Here is a 21,038-nt window from a genome sequence, read left to right on the forward strand (position 1 = left end):
AGCTCGAATGTCCGCACCCCTACGGCCCTTGCGCATTGTGGTCTGGTCGACCGGTGGAGTCGGGTCCATCGCCATCGACGCGGTCACCCGGCGACCCGATCTCGAACTCGTCGGTGTGTGGGTCCACTCACAGGACAAGGTGGGCCAGGACGCAGGGACACTCGCAGGCCGTGACCCGCTCGGCCTGGCGGCAACCGGAGATGCCGACGCGCTGATCGCCCTGCAACCCGACTGTGTGGTCTACGCCGCGAGCGGTCCGGACCGCGACGCGGGTGCCGTTCCCGTTTACCTGAAGCTACTCGAGGCCGGGATCAACGTCGTGTCAACCAGTTCCACCAGTCTGATCTACCCGCCTGCCTACTACTCGGCCGAGTGGCGCGATCAACTCGCCGCGGCGGCGAAGTCCGGAAACGTCTCGTTTTACGCCTCGGGCATCTTCCCAGGCTTCGGTTCGGATGAGCTGGCGCTCCTGCTGGCGACACAGTCGAAGACGATCACGTGCCTGAAGGTCACCGAGGTGGCGCTCAACGACCACTACCCGGTGGCCGACGTGATGATGGACGGCATGGGCTTCGCCCGCGCCTTGGACTTCGAGCCGATGCTCAAGACGCCGGGTTTCATCGAAATGGCTTGGAAGGCACCGATTCACCTGATGGCGGATGCCCTCGGCGTGGAGGTGACCGAGATCCGCGGCACCCTTGACCGGCGCACCACCGATCGGGACATCGAGGTGGCCTTCGGCGCCATCCCTGCGGGCACGTGCGCAGCGGTGTGCACCCGCGCCGCCGGGGTCGTCAACGGCCACGAGGCGATCGTCGTCGAGCACATCATCCGGATGTCGAGGGATGTGGCGCCGGACTGGCCGGCATCGGAATTCGACGCGACCTACCGGGTGGACATCGAGGGCGACCCCGACATCCACTGTGCAATGAACCTGGGGGACGCCCAAGGCCACGGAGCGGGCCGGGCGGCCATGGCGGCCACTGCAATGCGCGTGGTCAATGCGATCCCCTTCGTCGTGGACGCGCCTGCGGGCCTGCTCAGCTCGCTCGACCTGCAGCCCACCCTGCCGCGGCACGCATTCGATTGATTGACACTTTCCACGACGGCCCCTAGCGTGGGTGGGACAAATATTTGGTCAAAGCGGAAGGCGTCGTGTACACGCTTCGGTTCGATATGCGCGCACCCGCAGGCGGCGCATCCGCGGACTCGCTGTACAGGGCCGCCCCGGAGATGTGTGCATGGGCCGAGCAACGTGGCTGCATCGCCGCCGTGCTCTGTGAGCATCACGGTTCCGACGACGGCTACCTGCCGTCGCCGATGGTCCTCGCATCTGCCATCGCTTCGCGAACCGAAAAGATGATGCTGACCTTGACGGTGATCCTGCCGTTCTACGACCCGGTCCGCCTGGCCGAAGACATCGCCGTCCTCGATCTCATCAGCAATGGCCGGGCATCTTACATCTTCGGCCTGGGTTACCGCGCTGAGGAATTCGCGCATTTCGGCGTCGACATCCACGACCGTGGCCGGTTGGCCGACGAGAAGATCACAGTGCTGCGGCGGCTACTGGCGGGGCATACCGTCGACTCGGCGACGTTGACTCCCCGGCCGCTGACCCCGGGCGGCCCGATGCTGATGTGGGGCGGTGGCAGCGTTGCCGCGGCGCGACGCGCCGGTAGATATGGGCTGGGTCTGTTGGCGAACGGCAAGGTATCGGGCATGCAGGAGGCGTATGAGGCCGCCTGCCGGGCTCACGGTTTCGAGCCGGGGCTGACGGTGTTGCCCGACCGGGACACTCCGACAGTGTGTTTCGTGGCCGACGACGTGGATCACGCATGGGACGAGATCGGACACCACCTGCTCCACGACGCGCGGATGTACGCGCAGTGGAACCCGGGCAACGACACGTCTGCCGGCATCTCCGCAGCCGAGTCCGTCGCCGATCTCCGCGACACATCGGCCTCCCATCGCATCTTCGCGGTGTCCGAAGCCGTCGAGTTCGTCCATGGGGGAGGGCTGCTCAATCTCGCACCCCTATGTGGCGGATTGCCCCCTGAGATCGCGTGGCCGTACCTGAGGCGCGTTGCCGAGGTCGTGCTGCCCGAAGTCTCTGCTGCAGCTGTATGAGTGCGTGAAGACCCTGCCAACCAACAGATGGAGTGACTGACTGATGAACAAAGACGACATGATTCTGATCAGCGTCGACGATCACATCGTCGAGCCGCCGGATATGTTCGCCAACCACCTGCCGAAGAAGTATCTGGACGAGGCGCCGCGACTCGTCCACAACCCCGACGGATCAGACACCTGGCAGTTCCGCGACGTGGTCATCCCCAACGTCGCACTCAACGCGGTCGCGGGCCGGCCCAAGGAAGAGTACGGGCTGGAACCGCAGGGGCTCGACGAGATCCGGCCGGGGTGCTGGAAGGTCGACGAGCGGGTCAAGGACATGAACGCCGGCGGCATCCTCGGGTCGATGTGCTTCCCGTCGTTTCCCGGCTTCGCGGGCCGGCTGTTCGCCACCGAGGACCCCGAGTTCTCGCTGGCGCTGGTGCAGGCCTACAACGACTGGCATGTCGAAGAGTGGTGCGGCGCCTATCCGGCGCGGTTCATCCCGATGACGCTGCCGGTGATCTGGGACGCCGAGGCGTGTGCGGCCGAGATTCGCCGCAACGCCGCGCGGGGGGTGCACTCGTTGACGTTCACCGAGAACCCGGCCGCGATGGGCTATCCGTCCTTCCATGATCTGGAGTACTGGAAGCCGCTGTGGGAGGCGCTGGTCGACACCGACACCGTCCTCAATGTGCACATCGGGTCGTCGGGCCGGCTGGCGATCACGGCGCCGGATGCGCCGATGGACGTGATGATCACGCTGCAGCCGATGAACATCGTGCAGGCCGCCGCGGATCTGCTGTGGTCGGCCCCGGTGAAGAAGTATCCGGATCTGAAGATCGCCCTGTCCGAGGGTGGGACGGGGTGGATCCCGTACTTCCTCGAGCGTGCGGATCGCACCTATGAGATGCATTCCGGCTGGACCGGTCAGGATTTCGGAAAGCAGAAGCCCTCAGAGGTGTTCCGCGACCACTTCCTGACCTGCTTCATCTCCGACCACGTGGGAGTGGCGTTACGCCACCAGGTGGGAATCGACAACATCTGCTGGGAGGCCGACTACCCGCACTCGGATTCGATGTGGCCGGGCGCGCCCGAACAACTGCACGAGGTGTTGTCCGAACACGATGTGCCCGACGCCGATGTCAACAAGATGACCTACGAGAACGCGATGCGCTGGTACCACTGGGACCCCTTCTCCCACATCTCCAAAGAGCGGGCCACCGTCGGCGCGCTGCGCAAAGCCGCCGAGGGCCACGACGTGTCCGTGCAGGCGCTGTCGAAGAAGGACAAGACCGGTGCCACCTTCGCGGACTTCGCGGCGAGTGCGAAGGAATTGACCGGCACGAAGGACTGAATCCACGCCAGGTGGACCGCCTCCGGTCAGGGGGCGGTCACCGATGGAATCGGGCACGCCTCACGAACGGCGGACCATCACTCCACGCAAGACGGTGTCCCGGGCCAGGATCAACGCATTTCGGGTGCCGATCTCCTGAAGGATGTTCTCCGGGATCCACTGCTCACCGATGATGCAGCGGGTCAGCATGTCTGTGGCGCTGTCGATGTGAATCTCTCCACTGCGGATTCCCTCGGACAGAAGGGCTTTCATCTGGCGGATCCGTGTCGTGAATGACCACGCGAGATTCGCCGAATCCGGCGGCGAGTGGCGCAGCCAGGCCAGCTGGATCCGGAATTCGTCGGGAAACTGGTCGAGAGCGTTGATGTTCAGCCAACTCAGGGCATCAAGCTTTTCCACCGTTGTGGAGTCCGAGCGCACGATGTCCGTCCATGCGCCGCCGACTTTGTGGCCGAACTCGAGCATGATCGACATCAGCAGTTCGTCCTTCGAGCCGATGACCCGGTAGACGGTACCGGTGCCCAGGCCCGCCGCGGAGGCGATGTCGCGAATCGTGGTCATCTCATAACCGCGACGGCCGAACTCCGCGCGCGCCACCGCACGCACGTGCGCGGCTTTGAGGTCGGTGTCATCCTCGATGTCACCCCAGCTCTGGATGATGTTGTCCGCAACCGTGAACGCGTCCGAGCGATCCAGGTCCGCGTCGGAGGGCGGCTGGGCGGCGAGACCCTCGAGAGCGATCCGGCACTTCAGCGTGGCCACCTCGTCGGTAGGGGCGTCGTGGCGGATCACGTCGAGACCGACGTGCAACATGCTTTGGCACAGCCGGTCCGCCAGGGTCGGTAGGTCGATGTCGGAGCGGATATCACCGCTCCACCGGCCGGCCCGCAGTGCCTGCAGCATCGCGGCCTGGATCTTCGTCGGTGGGCGCTTGGTCAGTTCGATCAGCTCGGGGTCGTTGCTCGGCCCCTCATAGAAGGACATCTGCAGAGCGGCCCGATGCTCGACCGCACACCGGGCGATCGCGCATCCGAGCGCGGTGATCTGTTCGGTCACGGTGCGCGGGTCGGCCTCGTCGAGTCGTTCGAGCGCAACCTCGCCGATGCGATCCAGGTCGGCGTGATAGAGCCTGATCAACTCGACGAGAATGGCTTCCTTGGATTCGAAGTGGTGGTAGAGGCTGCCCGCGAGAATGCCCGCTGCGTCGGCGATCTGTTGCAGGGAACTGCGCAGACCGGTCGTCGCGATGACGGTGTTGGCCGTCTTGAGGATCTCGGTCCGCCGTGTCGCGTCGACCGGCGGCGAGTCCGAGACCGCGGTGAGCTTCGCGTCCCCGGCGCGCTTCTTGGCCGCGGGACGGCCGCGTCTAGGGTTGCGCCCGGTGGCGTCGGCGCGCGCCATCGCTAGCGCACGCTGCCAGAGGATCTTTGCACGGTGGTGATCCTACCGACCGCGTGCCGCGACCAGGGGACGCTCATAGGACGGATCGGTGCTGTCGTGCGTCGCAACCCGCATCGACCCCGCCATGATCGCGATCACCTCGTCGGTGATCTGGGATGTCGACTCCGTATTCCACTCCACGACGCAGACGCGCTCGGCGATCGCCCACCTGCCCTCGCGGCGCTCGAGACGGTCGATGTAGCGGCCGCCGGACAGCGTCATGTGGTTCGCGGGCTCCTTGTCGGTGCCGACGAACAGATAGTAGGTCTCTGCGTGCGCCTCGTCGCCGTCGATCTCTGAGGTGTGGTTGAGCAGGTAGTGCTGGTAGCGCGTCTGCGTGCCGTGATAGGCGAACGCCCAGTCGATGAAATCGTCGACAAGCCCCACGAAGCCGACGTGGTCGTCGACCGCGCCGTCGTGGTAGGCAGACCGCAGCAGGGCACGGTCCTGACGGTCCATACCCCTGGCGTAGCGCTGCATGCAGTCGGAGATCTCCGCGCGGTCGACGAGCCGGCGCAGTGTGTCGTGCAGATCGTCGGTCATCGCGCCTCCACATCGAAACCGTTCATCGCGACGACCTCGTCCAATGGCCGCCGTGGAGCAGGAGAGAACGTGATCCCCCCGCGCAGTCGGGCAACGGGAAGCAGACAACCCTGAACGTACGATCGGGGGATACCGAGGAGTTGGCCGACCTGCGCCTCGTGATGGAGGTGAAGCGTTGTCACACAGGTGCCGTAGCCGCGGGTGCGCAACGCGAGCTGGAAGTTCCACACCGGAGGAAAGATCGAACCGTACAGTGCTGCCAGGTAGAAGGATTCGTCGCCGTCGGAGCGAGGCATGACCGGTTCGTAGCACGGGATCACCAGCGCGGGTACCCGTGCCATGTTCTCGACCAGCCATTCGGTCGACGACATCAGCCGGTGCTCCGGGGTTCCGGACGGCATCAGCCCAGCGATCAGCTGCCCTCCCACCATGGCGAGGTAAGCCTGGCGGTAGAGTTGCGCGATCGCGTCGCGCAGACGTGCTTCGGTGACGATCACCCACCGCCACGACTGCTGATTGGATCCATTGGCGGCCTGCAGGCCGATCCGCAGGCAGTCGCGAACCTCGTCGAGATCGATTGCCGCGTCGAGGTCCAGCGCCTTGCGCGCGGATCGCGTCGTGGTGAGCAGCTCGCCAGCGTCCATAGTTGGCTGCCCTCGTCAGCCCTTGGGCTCCGGAAATGCGACGTCCGCGTGGTCGGGCATCGCGCTGATTCCTCGCCGGTCGCACAGCTGCAACACTTCGTCGACGATCGAATCCGGGATGATGAATGCATCGGTGGACGAGATCTCGTCCAGGTGCGTCTCGATGTCTTCGGCCGTGGGCTCGTTGTCGGTGTCGGCCAGCCAGCCGTCGCCGAGTCCGACGAAGACCCGTGCGTAGCGCCCTGCGCATGCCGAGTAGTTGCGATGCGTGAACGTGCAGTTGCTGCTCGCAAGGAAGCTCACCAGCGGGACGACGAGCTCGGCCCGGATGGCCCGCATGAACCCGGACTCGGTGAGGAATTTCTCGTCACCGACCGTCTCGGTCACCATCCGCGAAAAGCCGGTCGGCAGAACAGTGTTGGAGTTGATGCCGTGCGCCGCGCCCTCGATGGCGATGACGTTGGACAGGCCGACGAGGCCGGCCTTGGCCGCGGCGTAGTGGGCCTCCATCGGCTGACCGAAGTTGCCTGCCGAGGAGGAGATGAAGACGAAGCGCCCGTACTTCTGTTCCATCATCACCTTGTACGCAGGCTGGCTCAGGTAGAAGCCGCCGTCGAGATGGACGGCCAGCATGCGCCGCCAGTCGTCTGCCGAGAGCTGTTCGAACGGGATGCTGTTGAAGATTCCTGCGTTGCTGACCACGGCGTCGAGCCGGCCGAAACGCTCCACCGCCGTGTCGACGATCGCCTGCCCGCCCTCAGGGCAGTCCACCGAATCGTAGGAAGCGACCGCCCGGCCTCCGGCCTTCGTGATCTCCTCGACCACCTGGTCGGCTACGGCGGTGTCCGATCCGTCGCCGTGCATGGTGCCGCCGAGGTCGTTGACGATCACCGACGCTCCACGGCGTGCCAGGTCGAGGGCGTAGAGCCGGCCGAGCCCGCGTCCGGCCCCGGTCACCACGGCCACCCTGTCGGTGAAATCGATCATGCTAACTCCCTACGAGTTGGCGCCCCACCTGTTCGAGGTACTTTCCCGGGCTGCCGAGGAACCGGCTGTTGCTCAGCAGCCGCTTGAGGTACAGCTGCGCGTCGTGGTCCCAGGTGAACCCGATTCCGCCGAACACCTGGATCGCCAGGTCGCCGACGCTGGCCAGACTTCCGGCGAACGCCTTGACCCGCAGCGCGGCGCGGTGACGTTCTTCCCGGTCGGCGAAGTCTGCTGCCCACAGTGCGTACTGCACGCCGCTGCGGGCGAGTTCGACCGTCTCGTGCATGTCGACGCACAGGTGCGCCACCGCCTGAAAGCTGCCGATAGGGGCACCGAACTGGCGGCGCACCTTCGCGTATTCGACCGTCATCTGCAGAACCTGTCTGGCGGCACCGAGCGCATCGGCCGCCCATGCGACGATCATGTCGTCGACGAGCGCCTCGGCGGCCCAGTTCATGCCGTCGGCCACCGCGACGACGTGGCCGGCGGCATGGTCGAACGTCAAGCGGAAGTTTTTCCGGCTCTTATCGATTCCCACGATCTCGTCGACGTCCACGGTGGGCGAGTCCAGGCTCACCGCGTACAGTTCCGCATGATCCCCGACCGCCAGCAGGACGTCTGCCGCCGCCGCATCGGGAACCCGGCCGATCTCCCCGCGAAGGGTCACCGCGTCTTCGCGCCGGTCCACGACGAAGGATGTGCCGTCCCGCGAGGGAACGGCGACCGTGGCCACCACCGAGCCGTCGGCGATCCCGGCCAGTAGCTCGCGGGCCCGATCGCCGTCGGCGCCGAATCGTGCCAACGCCCGCGGCGCAGCGACCGCGCTGGACAACCAGGGGCCCGGATGAAGTGCAGCACCCAACTCCTCGCACACCAGCCCGGCTTCGACCATCGACGTGCCGTCACCGCCGCGATCCGCCGGGATCAGCAGGGAGGTGGTCCCGAGGTCGACCAGGCCGCGCCAGACCGCAGCGGTCGTGCCCGTCGGATCGTCGAGCATCGGCCGCACATGGCCGGCCACGCTCGCCTTCTCCGACAAATACTTCCGAACCGTATCGCGGAGAGCCAGTTGCTCATCGGTGAGTTCGAGGTTCACGAGCGGGGGAGTCCCAACACGCGTTGTGCGGTGATGTTCTTGTTGATCTGGGTGGTGCCGCCCGCGATGGTCAACGCGTGGGAGGTCAGACGGAAGGCGTCCCAGCGACCGTCGGCCGCGCCGGGATCGAGGGTGTCGAAAGCCAACGCGGCCATGTCCTTGCCGATCTCGCCCCAGACGGATTTGGCCAGACTCGCCGTGGCGAAGCCGTCTCCGCCGTGCATGCCGGCCGAGATGGAGCGCAGACACAGCACTTCGAGGTTCTTGATCCGGACATCGAGTTCACCGAGGCCGCGCAGCGTCGACGGATCGTCGAGCGGGGATCCGTCGCTGCGTTCCAGATCAGTGACGAGGTCGTGCAGACGCACCTGCATCTCGGCGTAAAGCCGCGCGGCCGCCGCGCGTTCGAAGCTCAGCGTGGTGGTGGCGACCTGCCACCCTCTGTTGAGCGGTCCGAGCAGCGCATCGGCCGGTACGCGGACGTCGTCGAAGAACACCTCCGCGAAATCGGATTCGCCGTTGAGCGTGACGAGAGGCCTGGTCTCGATACCGGGCGACGACATGTCGACGATCAGGCACGAGATCCCTTCGTGCTTGGCCGCGTCCGGATCGGTCCGGACGTAGAGCTGACACCAGTCAGCGCGATGACCGAGCGAGGTCCAGATCTTCTGGCCGGTCACGACGAAGTCGTCGCCGTCGCGGACAGCTCGGGTGCGCAACGACGCCAGATCCGATCCCGCTTCCGGTTCGGACATGCCCTGGCACCAGATGTCATCGGCGCGCAGCATGCGGGGAAGCAGGTCCCGCTTCTGGGCTTCGGTGCCGTACTGCATGATCGCCGGCGCAATGTTGTTGATCCCGATGATGTTCAGCGGTAGCGGAACTCGCGCGCGGGTGATCTCCTCTGCGTAGACCAGTTGCTCGACAGGGGAGGCGCCGCGGCCACCGTACTCCGTCGGCCAGGAGACTGCCGCCCAGCCTGCGTCGGCGACGGTCGTGTTCCATGCGCGCAACGTCTCGAACGCGGCGTCGTCCGCGCCGCGCCGCTCACCGCTGTCGATCACGGCCTGGGTCAGATGGGCTGACAGCCATGCGCGCAATTCCTTGCGGAACTGTTCAGCCTCTTGGGGGTACGAGAAATCCACGTCTCTCCGGCGACCTCACGTTGATTGACTATGGTCGGCCGGAACTCTACGGTGGAACAGATATTTGGTCAACAACGGTGGGTGAATGCGGAGGTGGTCGAGTGGCCGAGGGTGCTGATCACGACCGGTATCCCGGCCTCGCCATGCTGGCGTCTGCGCTCGCCGGCCGCGCGATGGCGGTGGCGCCGTCGGAATCCGGCGAGCCACCGTGGACCGACGGCCAGACCGTTTTCGTCGACCCATCGGCAGCGGCGCGAGACACCCTGGAGGCGGTCGCCGTTGCGGCTTCGCTGGTCGCCGCGGGCAGCCTGGTGCCCGACGTCGTCGAGGCCATGGTGCGTCATCCCCGAATCGCCAAGCGGTATCTGGCCGTCGAGGGACACCGCGCGCTGCTCGCCAACGGCGCCCTGTTGCCGGGTGTTCTGGGCGCGCTTGCCGATCGCGGCATCGGACGACGCAGTGATTCGGCCGCGACCTCGTTGTCGATCGCTTCGGGGAAGGATGAGCTCGGCGAACCGCCCGATGTGTTCGGTGTCCTCCGGCCGAAGAAGGTGCTGGCCGCGACCAGCCGTGCGGCCCAACAGGTGGACCACGAGACACCCGGACACATACCGCGCCCCCAAGACAGCAGGCAGGAGCTAGAGGAACTCGATGACGGCGAGGTCGACGACACCGACGATCCCGACCTATTCACCAGCCCCGTCGGCGGCGGCGGAGCCCTTGGCAAGTGGCTGAAGAAGATGCTGTCCGCGTCGCGCAAGACGGGCAGTGGCGGGGGACCGCCGGGCGCCGACTCGCCGACACACCGCATCAACTCAGCCAAGCGCGGTGTGCATGCCGTGTCGTCGCTGGCGTCCGCGTCGGCCGAGGAGGGCGCCGACATCGAAGCCGATGGCTTCACCTACCCGGAATGGGACGCCAAACGCAAGAGTTACCGACCGGGTTGGTGCACGGTGCGCGAGGTGGAGCCCCGGGTGAAGGCGTCGGCCGCCCAAGGCATTGACGCGGCCCTCGGGGTACGCCGGCCGCTCGCACGGCTCGGGATGGGTCTGCACCGCCGCCACCGTCAATCCCAGGGCGACGACATCGACATCGACGCCGCCATCGAGGCGCGAGTGGAAGCCAGGGCGGGCTCGGTTCCCGACGAGGCTGTCTATCTCGACAGCCTGCGCCGCCGGCGCGACCTGTCGGTCCTCTTGCTGCTCGACATCTCTGGCTCCACAGCCGAACCCGGCACCGTCGGGCGCACGGTCCATCAGCAGCAGCGTGAGGCGGTGGCCAACCTCGCTGTTGCGCTTCACGACCTCGGCGACCGTGTCGCGCTGTACGCGTACTTCTCCCATGGCCGCAAAGACATCACGATGGTGCCGGTCAAGCGATTTGATGACCACCTAGACGCCCGTGTGGCCCGAAGGCTCAATAGCCTTGAACCCGGCGCCTATTCACGCCTCGGCGCGGCCATCCGCCACGGGTCGACGGTACTGGAGTCCCGCGGCGGGACGTCGCGGCGACTGCTGGTGGTGCTCTCCGACGGCCTGGCCTACGACCACGGCTACGAACGCGACTACGGCGCCGCCGACGCGCGCCGCGCGCTGACCGAGGCCCGCCGCCGCGGGACCGGTTGCGTGTGCCTGACCGTGGGCGCGAACACCGATGCCCCATCGCTACGCAGCGTGTTCGGCAGCGCGGCACACGCCACGATCGGGCGCCCAGACCAGCTTTCCGGCGTGATCGGCCCGCTCTTCCGGTCTGCGCTGCGCGCGGCGGAGGTCCGTCGGCGAGTCGCGTGATGATGGTTGAAACAAATATCTGTTCCGATATAGGCTCCTGACACCGCAACGAGGCGGTCGAGGAAGGAACGCAATGGCCATCGAAGAAGGGTTGGCGGAAGGGTTCGCGCCCGAGGTCGCCCACCAGAACGGCGCGCAACGTACGGAGAGCCAACCTCCGTACTACGCGCCGGTGGGGAATGAGGAGGCGGTCTTCAAGGCGGCATACCGCCAGGGTCTGTCGATCGTGCTGAAAGGTCCGACGGGATGCGGCAAGACCCGGTTTGTCGAGGCCATGGCGCACGATCTCGGCCGGCCCCTGATCACCGTCGCGTGCCACGACGACCTCACCACCGCGGATCTCGTCGGCAGATACCTGCTGCGCGGTGACGAGACCGTCTGGGTCGACGGTCCGCTGACACGAGCCGTCCGAGAGGGGGCGATCTGCTACCTCGACGAGGTGGTCGAGGCCAGGCAGGACACGACGGTGGTGTTGCACCCACTCGCCGACCACCGTCGTCAGCTGCCGATCGAACGCCTGGGCCTGACGTTGGACGCCGCACCCGGGTTCGGCCTGGTCGTGTCGTACAACCCCGGCTATCAGAGCGTGCTCAAGGACCTCAAGGACTCGACCCGGCAGCGGATGGTGGCGATCGAGTTTGGTTTCCCTGCGCCAGAGTTGGAGGAGTCGATCGTCTCGCACGAAGCCGGTGTCGACACCGCCACCGCCGCCGCGCTGGTGCGCTTCGGTCAGGCGATCCGCCGATTGGAGACCGGGGGCCTGCGCGAGGTGGCCTCCACCCGTGTTCTGATCGCCGCCGGCAGGCTGACCGTCGAGGGGCTGACCATCAGCGAGGCGGCCCGCGCGGCGATCGCCGGCCCGCTCACCGACGACGCCAACGTGATCCGCGGTCTCACCGAGATGATCGATGTCTACCTCGGCCAGCCGGTGACCGGTGATTGACGCTGCAGGGCAGCGCCGCTAGGGTCAGAACAAATATTAGGTCAGGGCTAGCAGGCGCTGCGAAAAGCGCACGTCTGCCGAGGAGGTCGGATGTCCTACGAGAGCACTGCTGAGCCCATCAAGGTCGGCTACCTGATGGACTTCACCCTGCCGCCGGGATTTTCGGAGGAACTGCAGGCCTCGTTCACCCGCACCTTTGACCTGGTCTTCGAGGAGGCCGTCGAACAGCGGCTGATGGATCGCCCGGTCCAGATGATCTATCGCGAAGTCGAGGGGCTGCCGAAAGGGTCGGTCAAGGCGGTCATCGACGCCTACGGTGAACTGGTCGATGAGGGCTGCCTGGCGGTGTTCGGTCCCAACATCACGGACAACTGCGTGCCTCTGCGCGAGGCGATCGAGGAACGCTTCAAGGTGCCGGCGATCAGTGTGACCGGCACCGACGACTGGCTGGGGGAGTGGACCTTCGCTTTTCCGCAGGGTTCGATGACTGACGAGCCGATTTTCCTGATCGACCTGGTTGCCAAGCGCGGCATCACCGAGATCGGTGTGCTGGTGGAGCAGAATCTGATCGGCGACAGCTATCTGCGGAACCTCCGAAGTGCAGCTGCGCGCAAGGGAATCCGCATCGTCGCTGAGGCTGCTATCGCCCAGACCGCCCAGGACATCAACGACGCGGTCCGTACGCTTCACGAAGCGAAGTCGGAGGCGATTGTCCACCTCGGGTTCGGCTTCGGGATCGTCTTCATCAACCCGGCACTGGAAGCCGTCGACTGGGATCCGCCGCGGTTCACCACCACCGCGTTCCAGAACGCGTGGGTCAACCCGATCATGTGGAACGCGTTCCTCGGGTGGGTCGGGGTCGATCAATACGACGAGGGCAACAAGATCGGCCAGGCCTGGTTGGACCGGTATGCGAAGAGGTACGACGGCAGCCGGCCCGAGTACTGCGTGTCGGTGGTCAACCACGACGTCGCCGCCACGCTGGTGCGCGCTTTCACCGATGCCCATCCGCTGAGTCCTCGCGGTGTCAAAGAGGCGCTGGAACGGGTCAAGATGATGCCCGCCGCCTCCGGGGCGCCCGGCACCCGGGTGTCGTTCGGCAAATGGACGCGCCGCGCGTGGATGGGCGCCGGGTACCTGGTCGCACGCACGCTCGACGCCGACGGGGTGAACTCGCATCTTGTCGACCGGTTCGGAGAGGAAGGCTGAATCGATGACCACCCAGGAATCCAGACCTCCTGATACGCAGGCTGATTCGCCGTCTCCGGGGCGCAAGGGACCGAACTGGGGCCGGGTGATCTCGTTGCTCGCGTGGCTCGGCTTCCTTGGCCTGTTCGCCGCCGTCGGGCGGACGGAGGTCGACCCACGGGTGGCAAACCCGAACGTCGAGGGGCGGCCCCGGCCGGTCGAGTTCCTGACGGCGTTCGATGACTGGCAGGTCATCCCGCAGGTGGGTGCGGTGATCATCGTCGTGGCCTTCACCATTGCCTTTATCCGCGGCTGGCGGAAGAACCCTGGCAGTCCGGTGCTGCTCATGGTCCTGTGCACGACGCTGATCGTGTGGCAGGACCCGATCATGAACTGGTCACCGTATGCGGTGTACAACCCGATGCTCCTGCACTGGCCGGAGAATTGGTACCTGATCATGATGTCGCCGACTGTCGAACCCTTCATCGTGTTCGGCTACGTCTTGTTCTATTTCGGCCCGTACTTCCCGGCGGTGTGGATTCTCCGCAAGATGCAGGCCAAGCGTGGTCCGGAGGCATTCGTCACCCGACACCCTCTGATCAGTTTGGGCGCACTGGTGCTGGTAATCGGGTTTATCTTCGACGCTGTCCTCGAAGTCAGCCTGGTCCGCACCGGGCTGTACATCTACTCGCAGGCCATTCCGTTCGGCACGTTGTTCGCCGGCACCACCTTTCAATTCCCGCTCATCTGGGAGTCACTGTCCGTGACGTTCGTGATGATTCCGGCGGCCATCCTGGTGTACCGCGACGACACGGGAAAGTCGGTGGCGGAGAAGCTCGCTGCGAAGGCCAGGCTGTTCCCCAGGAAGCCGGTGCTCGGCACGTTCCTGGTGATGTTCGCGATCATCAACGTGTCGTATTTCGCCTACGGCGGCTGGTTCTGGGCAATCAAGGCCAGCGGGCTGGCGACGTCCGTCGCGTGCCCGTGGCCGTATCCGGAAGCGAAGATCTATGACCCGCAGGGATATTACAGGGCGAACGGAGCGGAGGGGCCGTACTCGGTGGGCAAGTGGTCCACCTGGCAGCAGGGGCCGCTGCGCAACCCTGACGTCGAGCTGGGTTCGAAGAGCGACCGGTGCGCACCCGAGCAGCAGAATGGCTGAGCCTCGGGCCGCCGATGAGCGCTCGCGCGAAGAGCGTGTTGTCGTTATCACCGGCGCGGCCCGTGGTCTGGGGCTCGCCTCGGCGGCGCGCCTCTACCGGGAGGGCTGGCTGGTGGTCGCCGCGATGCGCACGCCCGACACGGGAATGCCGTTGCTTCGTGAGGCGACGGGGGCCGGCGAAGACGACGATCGGTTGATCGGTGTCCAGCTGGACCTCACGGATTCGGCGTCGATCGCGGCCGCCGCCAAAGTGATCGAAGATCGCGTGGGGGCGCCGTACGCGATCGTACACAACGCCGGGATCTCGGCGGCGGGCATGGTCGAGGAGGCGGAGATCGACCTGTGGCAGCGCATGTTCGCCACCCACGTGATGGGCCCGGTCGCGCTCACCAAGGCGTTGCTGCCGTCGATGCGGGCTGCGGGGCAGGGACGCATAGTGCTGGTCTGCAGCTCGGCGGGGGTGCGCGGCCAGCCGGGGACCGCGCCCTACTCGGCCAGCAAGGGCGCCATGGAACGCTGGGGCGAATCGTTGGCCGCGGAGATCGCCCCGTTCGGCCTGGGGGTCACGAGCCTGATCACCGGCACCTACGACACCGACATCATCACCGACGCCGGCACCACCGACGACCGTGATTTCGCCGGGCCGTACGCACGCCTGCACCAGACGATGAACAGCCGCGGCCGGTATGCGATCAAGTTCGCCCGGCCACCGGAGCGGTTCACGGACGGCCTCGTAAAGGCGCTGGCGGACACGGGAGCGTTCCGTCGCCACGGGGTGGGCCCCGACGCGTCGATGTTGTTGATTTTCAACAGGATTCTTCCGTCGGTCGGAATGCACCACATGTCGCGACTGGCGCTGGGAATTCCTCGGCAGGGCGCGATGCGGAATGGGGCCTGGCCGCTGACGATCGCACAACGCGGAATGGTTCTGGCGGCCAAGGTGATACCGCAACCGGTGATGACACGACTGGCAGAACGGGCGGCCCAACGCACCGCCCGACAGGGGAGCAATGGTAATGGCTGACGCGCACGCTTTCGAGTCCAGGATGATGATCGACGGCAAGCTGGTCGAGGGCGAGGCGGGCACGTTCACCAACATCAACCCAGCGAACGAAGACGTTCTCGGCGAGGTCGCCGACGCGTCGAAGGCCGATATGCACCGCGCCATCGACGCCGCCCGCCGCGCGTTCGACGAGACCGACTGGTCCACGAACCGCCAACTCCGCAAGCGGTGCCTCGAGCAGCTGCACGAGGCCATCGAGAGTGAACTGGAGGACCTGCGGGAGGAACTGATCCGCGAGGTCGGGGCCCCACGCGCCGTCACTCACGGACCGCAACTGGACGCGCCCTTCGCCGACGGCCTCAGGTATCCGGCCCGCCTGATCGAAACCTTCCCCTGGGAAACCGATCTGGGCGACACCGTCGTATCGGTCACCGGTGTCAACACCACCAGGAAGGTGTGGCACGAACCGGTCGGGGTGGTCGGCGCCATCACGCCGTGGAACTTCCCGTTCGAGGTCACCATCAACAAACTCGGGCAGGCGTTGGCGGCGGGCAACACCGTCGTGCTCAAACCCGCACCCGATACACCCTTCAACGCCACCAGGCTCGGTCGGCTCATCGCCGAAAAAACCGATTTTCCGGCCGGTGTCGTCAATGTCGTGACCGCATCGGACCATTTCGTCGGCGAGGAGCTCACGCTGTCGCCGAAGGTGGACATGATCTCGTTCACCGGCTCTACCCTGGTGGGCAAGCGGATCATGGAAAAGGGTGCCGCGACCATGAAGCGGCTCTTCCTCGAACTCGGCGGCAAGTCGGCGACGATCGTTCTGGAGGACGCCGACTTCAACACCGCCTGCCTGATCGGGATCGGTCCGCTGATGCACGCCGGCCAGGGCTGCGCGGCGCCGACGCGAATGCTGTTGCCGCGTTCCCGCTACGACGAAGGCGTCGAGATTCTCAAGGGCATCTACGAGAACATCGCCGCCGGGGATCCGCAGGATCCAGGCACGCTGTGCGGCCCGGTGATCTCGGCCAAGCAGCAGGCCCGCATCCTCGGCTACATCCGCAAGGGCGTCGAGGAGGGAGCGACCCTGCTGGTCGGCAGCACCCATGCGCCGGCACAGTTCGACAAGGGATTCTGGGTCAGCCCAACGCTCTTCACCGACGTGGACAACTCCATGACCATCGCGCAGGAGGAGATCTTCGGTCCGGTGCTTGCCGTGATCCCTTACGAGGACGAGGACGACGCGGTCCGGATCGCCAACGACAGCCCCTACGGGCTGGCCGGCAACGTGATGTCCGCGTCGCTGGAACGCTCACTGGCCGTGGCGCGACGGCTGCGGGCGGGCTTCATCGGACTCAACGGCACCGCCGGCTACGGCGCCGACACGCCGTTCGGCGGCTACAAGGAGAGCGGCGTCGGCCGCCAGAACGGCATCGTCGGATTCAGCCAGTACACCGAGGTGAAATCGGTGGCCTACCCAGCTCAGAACGCCTGAAGGAGTTCGACCATGGAACAGCTTTTTGACGACCTCGAGGACTTCGGGTCCTTCGACGATGCGATCTCGGGTGACGTGCGTGACCCGTATACCGAGTTGGCGCGGTTGCGTCGTGAGGAACCTGTGCAGCGCCTGGAAACCTCCGGGGCGCTGCCGCACGAGGAATCGCTACCGATGTTCATCGTCTACCGGCACGAGGAAGTCCAGCAGATGCTGCGCGACAACGAGACATTCTCGTCGGCCAGCGTCATCGCCGCCTTCGGACCGGTGCTGGGCGAGAGGGTGATGCTCGGTATGGACGAGCCGGTGCACGGCCGGTTGCGCGCCCTGGTGCAGAAGGCGTTCACACAGAAGGCGTTGGCGCGCTGGGAAGATGAACTGGTTGGGCGGGTCGCCAACGGCCTGATCGACAACTTCGCCCCCAACGGCAGCGCGGATCTGGTCAAGGAGTTCACCTTCGACTATCCGAGCCAGATCATCGCGGGACTGCTCGGCCTGCCCGAGGAGGATTACCCGCAGTTCCAGCGATGGTCGATCTCGCTGTTGAGCTGGCTGATGAACCCGGAGCGCGGGCTCGCCGCGTCGGCGGCACTGTGCGACTACTTCGCGCCGATCCTGCAGGCCCGCCGGGCCGAGCCCCGCGAAGATCTGATCAGTGCGCTGGCGGCCGCCGAGATCGACGGCAACAAGCTCGAAGACGAGGAGATCTTCTCGTTCCTGCGGCTGTTGCTGCCCGCCGGCGTCGAGACGACCTACCGCTCTCTGGGCAGCCTGTTGTTCGCGTTGCTGTCGGATCCGGCCCAGCTGGAAGCGGTCAAGGCCGACCGGTCGCTGCTGCCACAGGCGATCGAGGAGGCGGTGCGCTGGGAGTCCCCGCTTCTGACGATCACCCGGGTGGCCACGCGGGACACGGTGCTCGGCGGCGTGCCGATCCCGGCAGGGGCGACGGTGATGCCGATGCTGGGTGCGGCGAACCGGCAGGAGCAGCGCTATCCGGATCCGGACCGCTTCGACATCTTCCGGCAGCCGAAGGCGAATCTGGGCTGGGGGCACGGTGTGCACGTCTGCCTGGGCATGCACCTGGCGCGCCTGGAGATGCGTACGGCGGTCAATCTTCTGCTCGACCGCCTGCCCAATCTGCGGCTCGACCCCGACGAAGACGATCCGCACATCCGCGGCCAGGTCTTCCGGTCACCGACGTCGCTGCCGGTGCTGTTCGAGGCCCAGAGGAGCTGACAGTGACAGATCCCACTCGGTCCGTCGATTTCGAGACCGTCGACTATTTCACCGACGAGGCCCTGGTGCCGGATCCCTATCCGTACTTCGACCACCTGCGCTCCCAGTGCCCGGTGGCCAAGGCGACCCCGTTCGGGGTACTGGCGGTCACCGGTTATGACGAGGCCCTGTCGGTGTACAAGAACCCTGCTTTTTCGTCGTGCAACTCGGTGGCCGGACCGTTCTCCGGTATGCCGTTCGGTCCGGGGGACAGTGACGACGTGTCCGACCTGATCGAGGAACATCGGATGGCAGTGCCGATGTCCGAGCACATCACCTCCCAGGACCCACCGCTGCACACCCGCACCCGCGGCCTGCTCAGCCGGCTGATCACCCCGAAGCGTCTCAAGGAGAACGAGGACTTCATGTGGCGGCTGGCCGATCGGCAGCTGGACACGTTCATCGAGCGCGGCAGCGCCGAGTTCCTGGCCGACTACGCCAAGCCGTTTTCGCTGCTGGTGATTGCCGATCTGCTCGGGGTGCCCGCCGAGGACCACGAGGAGTTCAAGGCCGCGTTCGCGCTGGAGACGGTCGGCGAGCTCGGCAAGGAGGCGCCGACCACGCACAATCCGCTGCAGTGGTTGAACGACAAGTTCCACGCCTACATCGAGGACCGCAGGCGCTCCCCGCGCGAGGATGTGCTGACCGAGCTCGCGTTGGCCAAACACGAGGACGGATCGACACCGGACATCGACGACGTGATGAACCTCTCGACGTTTCTGTTCGCGGCGGGCACCGAGACCACGACGAAGCTGGTGAGCTCCGCGGTCCGGTTCATCGCCGACAACCCGGGCTTCGAGGGGATGCTGCGCCGGGACCGCAGCAAGATCCCGGCGTTCCTGGAGGAGACGCTGCGGCTGGAGAGCCCGGTCAAGTCGCACTTCCGGATGGCCCGCACGACCACCGCCATCGGCGACGTCGAGGTGCCCGCAGGAACGACCGTGATGGTGTTACCCGGGGCATGCAACCGTGATCCGCGAAAGTTCCATGCTCCCAACGAATTCCAGGCAGACCGCGCCAACGTGCGGGAACAGATCGCGTTCATCCGCGGTGTGCACTCGTGTCCCGGCGCACCGCTGGCCCGGGCCGAGGGCCGCATCTCGCTGGAGCGGATCCTGGACCGGATGACGGACATCGCGATCTCCGAGCCGCATCACGGGCCCGCCGACGCCCGCCGGTACAGCTACGAACCCACATTCATCATGCGCGGCCTGTCCGAGCTGCACATCACGTTCACACCCGCCGGGTGAGAGGGAGCAACAATGACCGGAAAGCTGGAAGGCAAGGTTGCGTTCATCACCGGCGCGGCGCGCGGCCAGGGCCGTGCGCACGCGGTTGCGATGGCCCGGGAGGGCGCCGACATCATCGCCGTCGACATCTGCCGCGACATTCCCTCCAACCCCTACCCGCTGGCCACGCCGGAGGATCTCGCCGAGACCGAGCGCGCGGTGAAGGAGGCAGGCCGACGGGTGCTGGCGCGGGTGGCGGACGTGCGGGAACGTCACGAACTGCGTGAGGCCGTCGAGGCGGGCGTCGCCGATCTCGGCAAGATCGACATCGTCGTCGCCAACGCCGGCATCCTGCCGATGGCGATGGGCAACCCAGACCCGATGGGTTTCGTCGACGCCTCCGATGTCGACCTGCTCGGGGTGATGAACACCGTCGCCGTGGCGATCCCGCACCTGCCCGACGGTGCGTCCATCATCGTCACCGGCTCGACCGCGGGCATGATCCGCGGCACCACCACCAGCCCGGACATGGGGCCCGGCGGCGCCGGTTACGGGTGGAGCAAGCGCGTGGTGATCGAGTACGTCGAGGAGATGAGCTTGCATCTGGCACCGAGGATGATCCGGGTCAACGCGATCCATCCGACCAACTGCAACACTCATCTGCTGCAGAACGAGGGGATGTACGGGGTGTTCCGGCCCGACCTCAAGATGGAGGGCAAGACCGCGACCCGCGAGGACGCCGAACCGCTGTTCAGCCTCTTCCAGGCGATGCCGATCCCGTACATCGAGCCCGAGGACATGGCCCATCTCGGGGTCTTCCTGGCCAGCGACGACAGCCGCTATATCACCGGCCAGCAGATCCGCGTCGACGCGGGATCACTGCTCAAGTGGCCCAATGGACCTGGGGGATAGCGGGCCTAGTCCGGCCGGTGCAGGAAGCCGTGCAGTATCGCCTGGACGAGTTCGTCCACGATCGCTTCCCGCGGCGGCGGGGTGCCGCCGAAGAAGGTCGACCGCAGCGCCACCATGCCGACGATCATCGCCACGGTCGAGTGCGCGGGCATGTCGGGTTGACGTGATCGCTTGCCGCGCAGTTGCATTCCTTCGGCGCTGATCTCGCCGAGCATGTTCAGAGCCCGGCGGATGTCGGCGATGCCGGCTGCTTCGATGTCGTCGTCGCTGAGCCCGTCAGCGGCCACGAGGGTGAGGAGCAGTCCCTGATGGTCGACGAGCACGTCGTAGAGCCGTCCCACGAATTGCCGGGACAGTTCTTCCTCGTCGGTCTCCTCGGGCACCACCGACCGCCACGTGTCGCGGAACTCGTCGAGGAAGCTCGTGAACGGCAGCACCAGGGCTTCGCGGAACAACCCCGCCTTGGACCCGAAGTGGCGGAACAGCAGGTACTCACTGACCCCGGCTGCCTCGGCGATTTCGCGCGTAGTGGTGGACCGATAGTCCCTGCGGGCGAAGAGGTCTCGGGCCGCATCGAGCAGCAGGCGCCGCGCCTCGCCGCGGGGGCGGCGGGCGGTCGGTGCCTGTTTCGGGGACGAACTTCGCTGGTGCACTGGACTTCACCATAGCCGGGTCTTGACCGTGGGCTATGTAATAGTGTCCACTATTAAAGTCGGC

The 21,038-nt window shown here is 66.1% G+C and carries 19 protein-coding genes; 12 read left to right on the forward strand and 7 right to left on the reverse strand.

The features are described 5' to 3' along the window. The first annotated feature begins 7 nt into the window (after nt 1-7). The 3 genes from ACTWP6_RS02135 to ACTWP6_RS02145 all read left to right on the forward strand — a co-directional run bounded on the left by ACTWP6_RS02135 (nt 8) and on the right by ACTWP6_RS02145 (nt 3,466). Complete coding sequence (locus tag ACTWP6_RS02135; protein WP_443186715.1) at nt 8-1,090, forward strand: NAD(P)H-dependent amine dehydrogenase family protein; 1,083 nt, start codon at nt 8-10, stop codon at nt 1,088-1,090. Nucleotides 1,091-1,155: 65 nt separating this feature from the next. Further along, nucleotides 1,156-2,127, forward strand: a complete 972-nt coding sequence (locus ACTWP6_RS02140; protein WP_443186716.1) for an LLM class flavin-dependent oxidoreductase — start codon at nt 1,156-1,158, stop codon at nt 2,125-2,127. Nucleotides 2,128-2,170: 43 nt separating this feature from the next. Beyond that, the gene (locus ACTWP6_RS02145) at nt 2,171-3,466 is read left to right on the forward strand and encodes an amidohydrolase family protein (protein ID WP_443186717.1); all 1,296 of its coding nucleotides are present in this window, start codon (nt 2,171-2,173) and stop codon (nt 3,464-3,466) included. A gap of 60 nt (nt 3,467-3,526) precedes the next feature. On the opposite strand, the gene ACTWP6_RS02150 is transcribed toward ACTWP6_RS02145, so the two are convergent. From ACTWP6_RS02150 to ACTWP6_RS02175, 6 genes are read right to left on the reverse strand one after another with little or no spacing between them, the layout of a single operon-like run. Next, nucleotides 3,527-4,867, reverse strand: coding sequence for a TetR/AcrR family transcriptional regulator (locus tag ACTWP6_RS02150; protein ID WP_443186718.1), 1,341 nt, complete (start codon nt 4,865-4,867; stop codon nt 3,527-3,529). A 42-nt stretch (nt 4,868-4,909) separates the two neighbouring features. After that, nucleotides 4,910-5,449, reverse strand: a complete 540-nt coding sequence (locus ACTWP6_RS02155) for a nuclear transport factor 2 family protein (RefSeq protein WP_443186719.1) — start codon at nt 5,447-5,449, stop codon at nt 4,910-4,912. After that, nucleotides 5,446-6,093, reverse strand: a complete 648-nt coding sequence (locus ACTWP6_RS02160) for a nitroreductase family protein (protein ID WP_443186720.1) — start codon at nt 6,091-6,093, stop codon at nt 5,446-5,448. Before ACTWP6_RS02160 ends, ACTWP6_RS02155 begins: the two co-directional genes overlap by 4 nt. 15 nt (nt 6,094-6,108) lie before the next feature. Beyond that, entirely contained in the window at nt 6,109-7,080 is a 972-nt protein-coding gene (locus ACTWP6_RS02165; protein WP_443186721.1) for an SDR family NAD(P)-dependent oxidoreductase, read from the reverse strand. A gap of 1 nt (nt 7,081) precedes the next feature. After that, a complete protein-coding gene (locus ACTWP6_RS02170; RefSeq protein ID WP_443186722.1) occupies nt 7,082-8,176 on the reverse strand; it encodes an acyl-CoA dehydrogenase family protein in 1,095 nt (364 codons plus the stop codon). Next, entirely contained in the window at nt 8,173-9,321 is a 1,149-nt protein-coding gene (locus ACTWP6_RS02175; RefSeq protein WP_443186723.1) for an acyl-CoA dehydrogenase family protein, read from the reverse strand. The genes ACTWP6_RS02170 and ACTWP6_RS02175 overlap by 4 nt, the downstream gene beginning before the upstream one ends. A gap of 143 nt (nt 9,322-9,464) precedes the next feature. Here ACTWP6_RS02175 and ACTWP6_RS02180 point away from each other — a divergent pair, with 143 nt between their 5' ends. The 9 genes from ACTWP6_RS02180 (at nt 9,465) to ACTWP6_RS02220 (ending at nt 20,321) form a co-directional block, all read left to right on the forward strand. Beyond that, nucleotides 9,465-11,111, forward strand: coding sequence for a nitric oxide reductase activation protein NorD (locus tag ACTWP6_RS02180; RefSeq protein ID WP_443186775.1), 1,647 nt, complete (start codon nt 9,465-9,467; stop codon nt 11,109-11,111). A 73-nt stretch (nt 11,112-11,184) separates the two neighbouring features. After that, nucleotides 11,185-12,054 (forward strand): CbbQ/NirQ/NorQ/GpvN family protein, encoded by an 870-nt coding sequence (locus ACTWP6_RS02185; RefSeq protein WP_443186724.1) that lies wholly within the window; start codon nt 11,185-11,187, stop codon nt 12,052-12,054. A 90-nt stretch (nt 12,055-12,144) separates the two neighbouring features. Then, on the forward strand, nt 12,145-13,263 hold the full coding sequence (locus ACTWP6_RS02190) for an ABC transporter substrate-binding protein (RefSeq protein ID WP_443186725.1): 1,119 nt from the start codon (nt 12,145-12,147) through the stop codon (nt 13,261-13,263). A gap of 4 nt (nt 13,264-13,267) precedes the next feature. Continuing rightward, complete coding sequence (locus tag ACTWP6_RS02195; RefSeq protein ID WP_443186726.1) at nt 13,268-14,404, forward strand: spirocyclase AveC family protein; 1,137 nt, start codon at nt 13,268-13,270, stop codon at nt 14,402-14,404. After that, nucleotides 14,397-15,428 (forward strand): SDR family oxidoreductase, encoded by a 1,032-nt coding sequence (locus ACTWP6_RS02200; RefSeq protein WP_443186727.1) that lies wholly within the window; start codon nt 14,397-14,399, stop codon nt 15,426-15,428. The genes ACTWP6_RS02195 and ACTWP6_RS02200 overlap by 8 nt, the downstream gene beginning before the upstream one ends. Continuing rightward, entirely contained in the window at nt 15,421-16,905 is a 1,485-nt protein-coding gene (locus tag ACTWP6_RS02205) for an aldehyde dehydrogenase family protein (protein WP_443186728.1), read from the forward strand. The genes ACTWP6_RS02200 and ACTWP6_RS02205 overlap by 8 nt, the downstream gene beginning before the upstream one ends. A 12-nt stretch (nt 16,906-16,917) precedes the next feature. Beyond that, nucleotides 16,918-18,141, forward strand: coding sequence for a cytochrome P450 (locus ACTWP6_RS02210; protein WP_443186729.1), 1,224 nt, complete (start codon nt 16,918-16,920; stop codon nt 18,139-18,141). 2 nt (nt 18,142-18,143) lie between these two features. Further along, nucleotides 18,144-19,430, forward strand: a complete 1,287-nt coding sequence (locus tag ACTWP6_RS02215) for a cytochrome P450 (RefSeq protein ID WP_443186730.1) — start codon at nt 18,144-18,146, stop codon at nt 19,428-19,430. 12 nt (nt 19,431-19,442) lie between these two features. Next, nucleotides 19,443-20,321, forward strand: coding sequence for a mycofactocin-coupled SDR family oxidoreductase (locus ACTWP6_RS02220; protein ID WP_443186731.1), 879 nt, complete (start codon nt 19,443-19,445; stop codon nt 20,319-20,321). Nucleotides 20,322-20,326: 5 nt separating this feature from the next. Here the strand turns inward: ACTWP6_RS02220 and ACTWP6_RS02225 are convergent, their stop codons facing one another. Then, nucleotides 20,327-20,974 (reverse strand): TetR/AcrR family transcriptional regulator, encoded by a 648-nt coding sequence (locus tag ACTWP6_RS02225; RefSeq protein ID WP_443186732.1) that lies wholly within the window; start codon nt 20,972-20,974, stop codon nt 20,327-20,329. Between the last annotated feature and the right edge of the window lie 64 nt (nt 20,975-21,038).

This window comes from Mycobacterium sp. 4D054 (assembly GCF_052245755.1).
In the GTDB taxonomy this organism is placed as follows: Bacteria; Actinomycetota; Actinomycetes; order Mycobacteriales; family Mycobacteriaceae; genus Mycobacterium.

Coding starts and splice junctions, on each gene's coding strand:
- ACTWP6_RS02135 (WP_443186715.1), top strand. CDS start 8: ATGTCCGCACCCCTACGGCCCTTGCGCATTGTGGTCTGGTCGACCGGT.
- ACTWP6_RS02145 (WP_443186717.1), top strand. CDS start 2,171: ATGAACAAAGACGACATGATTCTGATCAGCGTCGACGATCACATCGTC.
- ACTWP6_RS02150 (WP_443186718.1), bottom strand. CDS start 4,867: ATGGCGCGCGCCGACGCCACCGGGCGCAACCCTAGACGCGGCCGTCCC.
- ACTWP6_RS02155 (WP_443186719.1), bottom strand. CDS start 5,449: ATGACCGACGATCTGCACGACACACTGCGCCGGCTCGTCGACCGCGCG.
- ACTWP6_RS02160 (WP_443186720.1), bottom strand. CDS start 6,093: ATGGACGCTGGCGAGCTGCTCACCACGACGCGATCCGCGCGCAAGGCG.
- ACTWP6_RS02165 (WP_443186721.1), bottom strand. CDS start 7,080: ATGATCGATTTCACCGACAGGGTGGCCGTGGTGACCGGGGCCGGACGC.
- ACTWP6_RS02180 (WP_443186775.1), top strand. CDS start 9,465: ATGCTGGCGTCTGCGCTCGCCGGCCGCGCGATGGCGGTGGCGCCGTCG.
- ACTWP6_RS02185 (WP_443186724.1), top strand. CDS start 11,185: ATGGCCATCGAAGAAGGGTTGGCGGAAGGGTTCGCGCCCGAGGTCGCC.
- ACTWP6_RS02190 (WP_443186725.1), top strand. CDS start 12,145: ATGTCCTACGAGAGCACTGCTGAGCCCATCAAGGTCGGCTACCTGATG.
- ACTWP6_RS02195 (WP_443186726.1), top strand. CDS start 13,268: ATGACCACCCAGGAATCCAGACCTCCTGATACGCAGGCTGATTCGCCG.
- ACTWP6_RS02200 (WP_443186727.1), top strand. CDS start 14,397: ATGGCTGAGCCTCGGGCCGCCGATGAGCGCTCGCGCGAAGAGCGTGTT.
- ACTWP6_RS02205 (WP_443186728.1), top strand. CDS start 15,421: ATGGCTGACGCGCACGCTTTCGAGTCCAGGATGATGATCGACGGCAAG.
- ACTWP6_RS02210 (WP_443186729.1), top strand. CDS start 16,918: ATGGAACAGCTTTTTGACGACCTCGAGGACTTCGGGTCCTTCGACGAT.
- ACTWP6_RS02220 (WP_443186731.1), top strand. CDS start 19,443: ATGACCGGAAAGCTGGAAGGCAAGGTTGCGTTCATCACCGGCGCGGCG.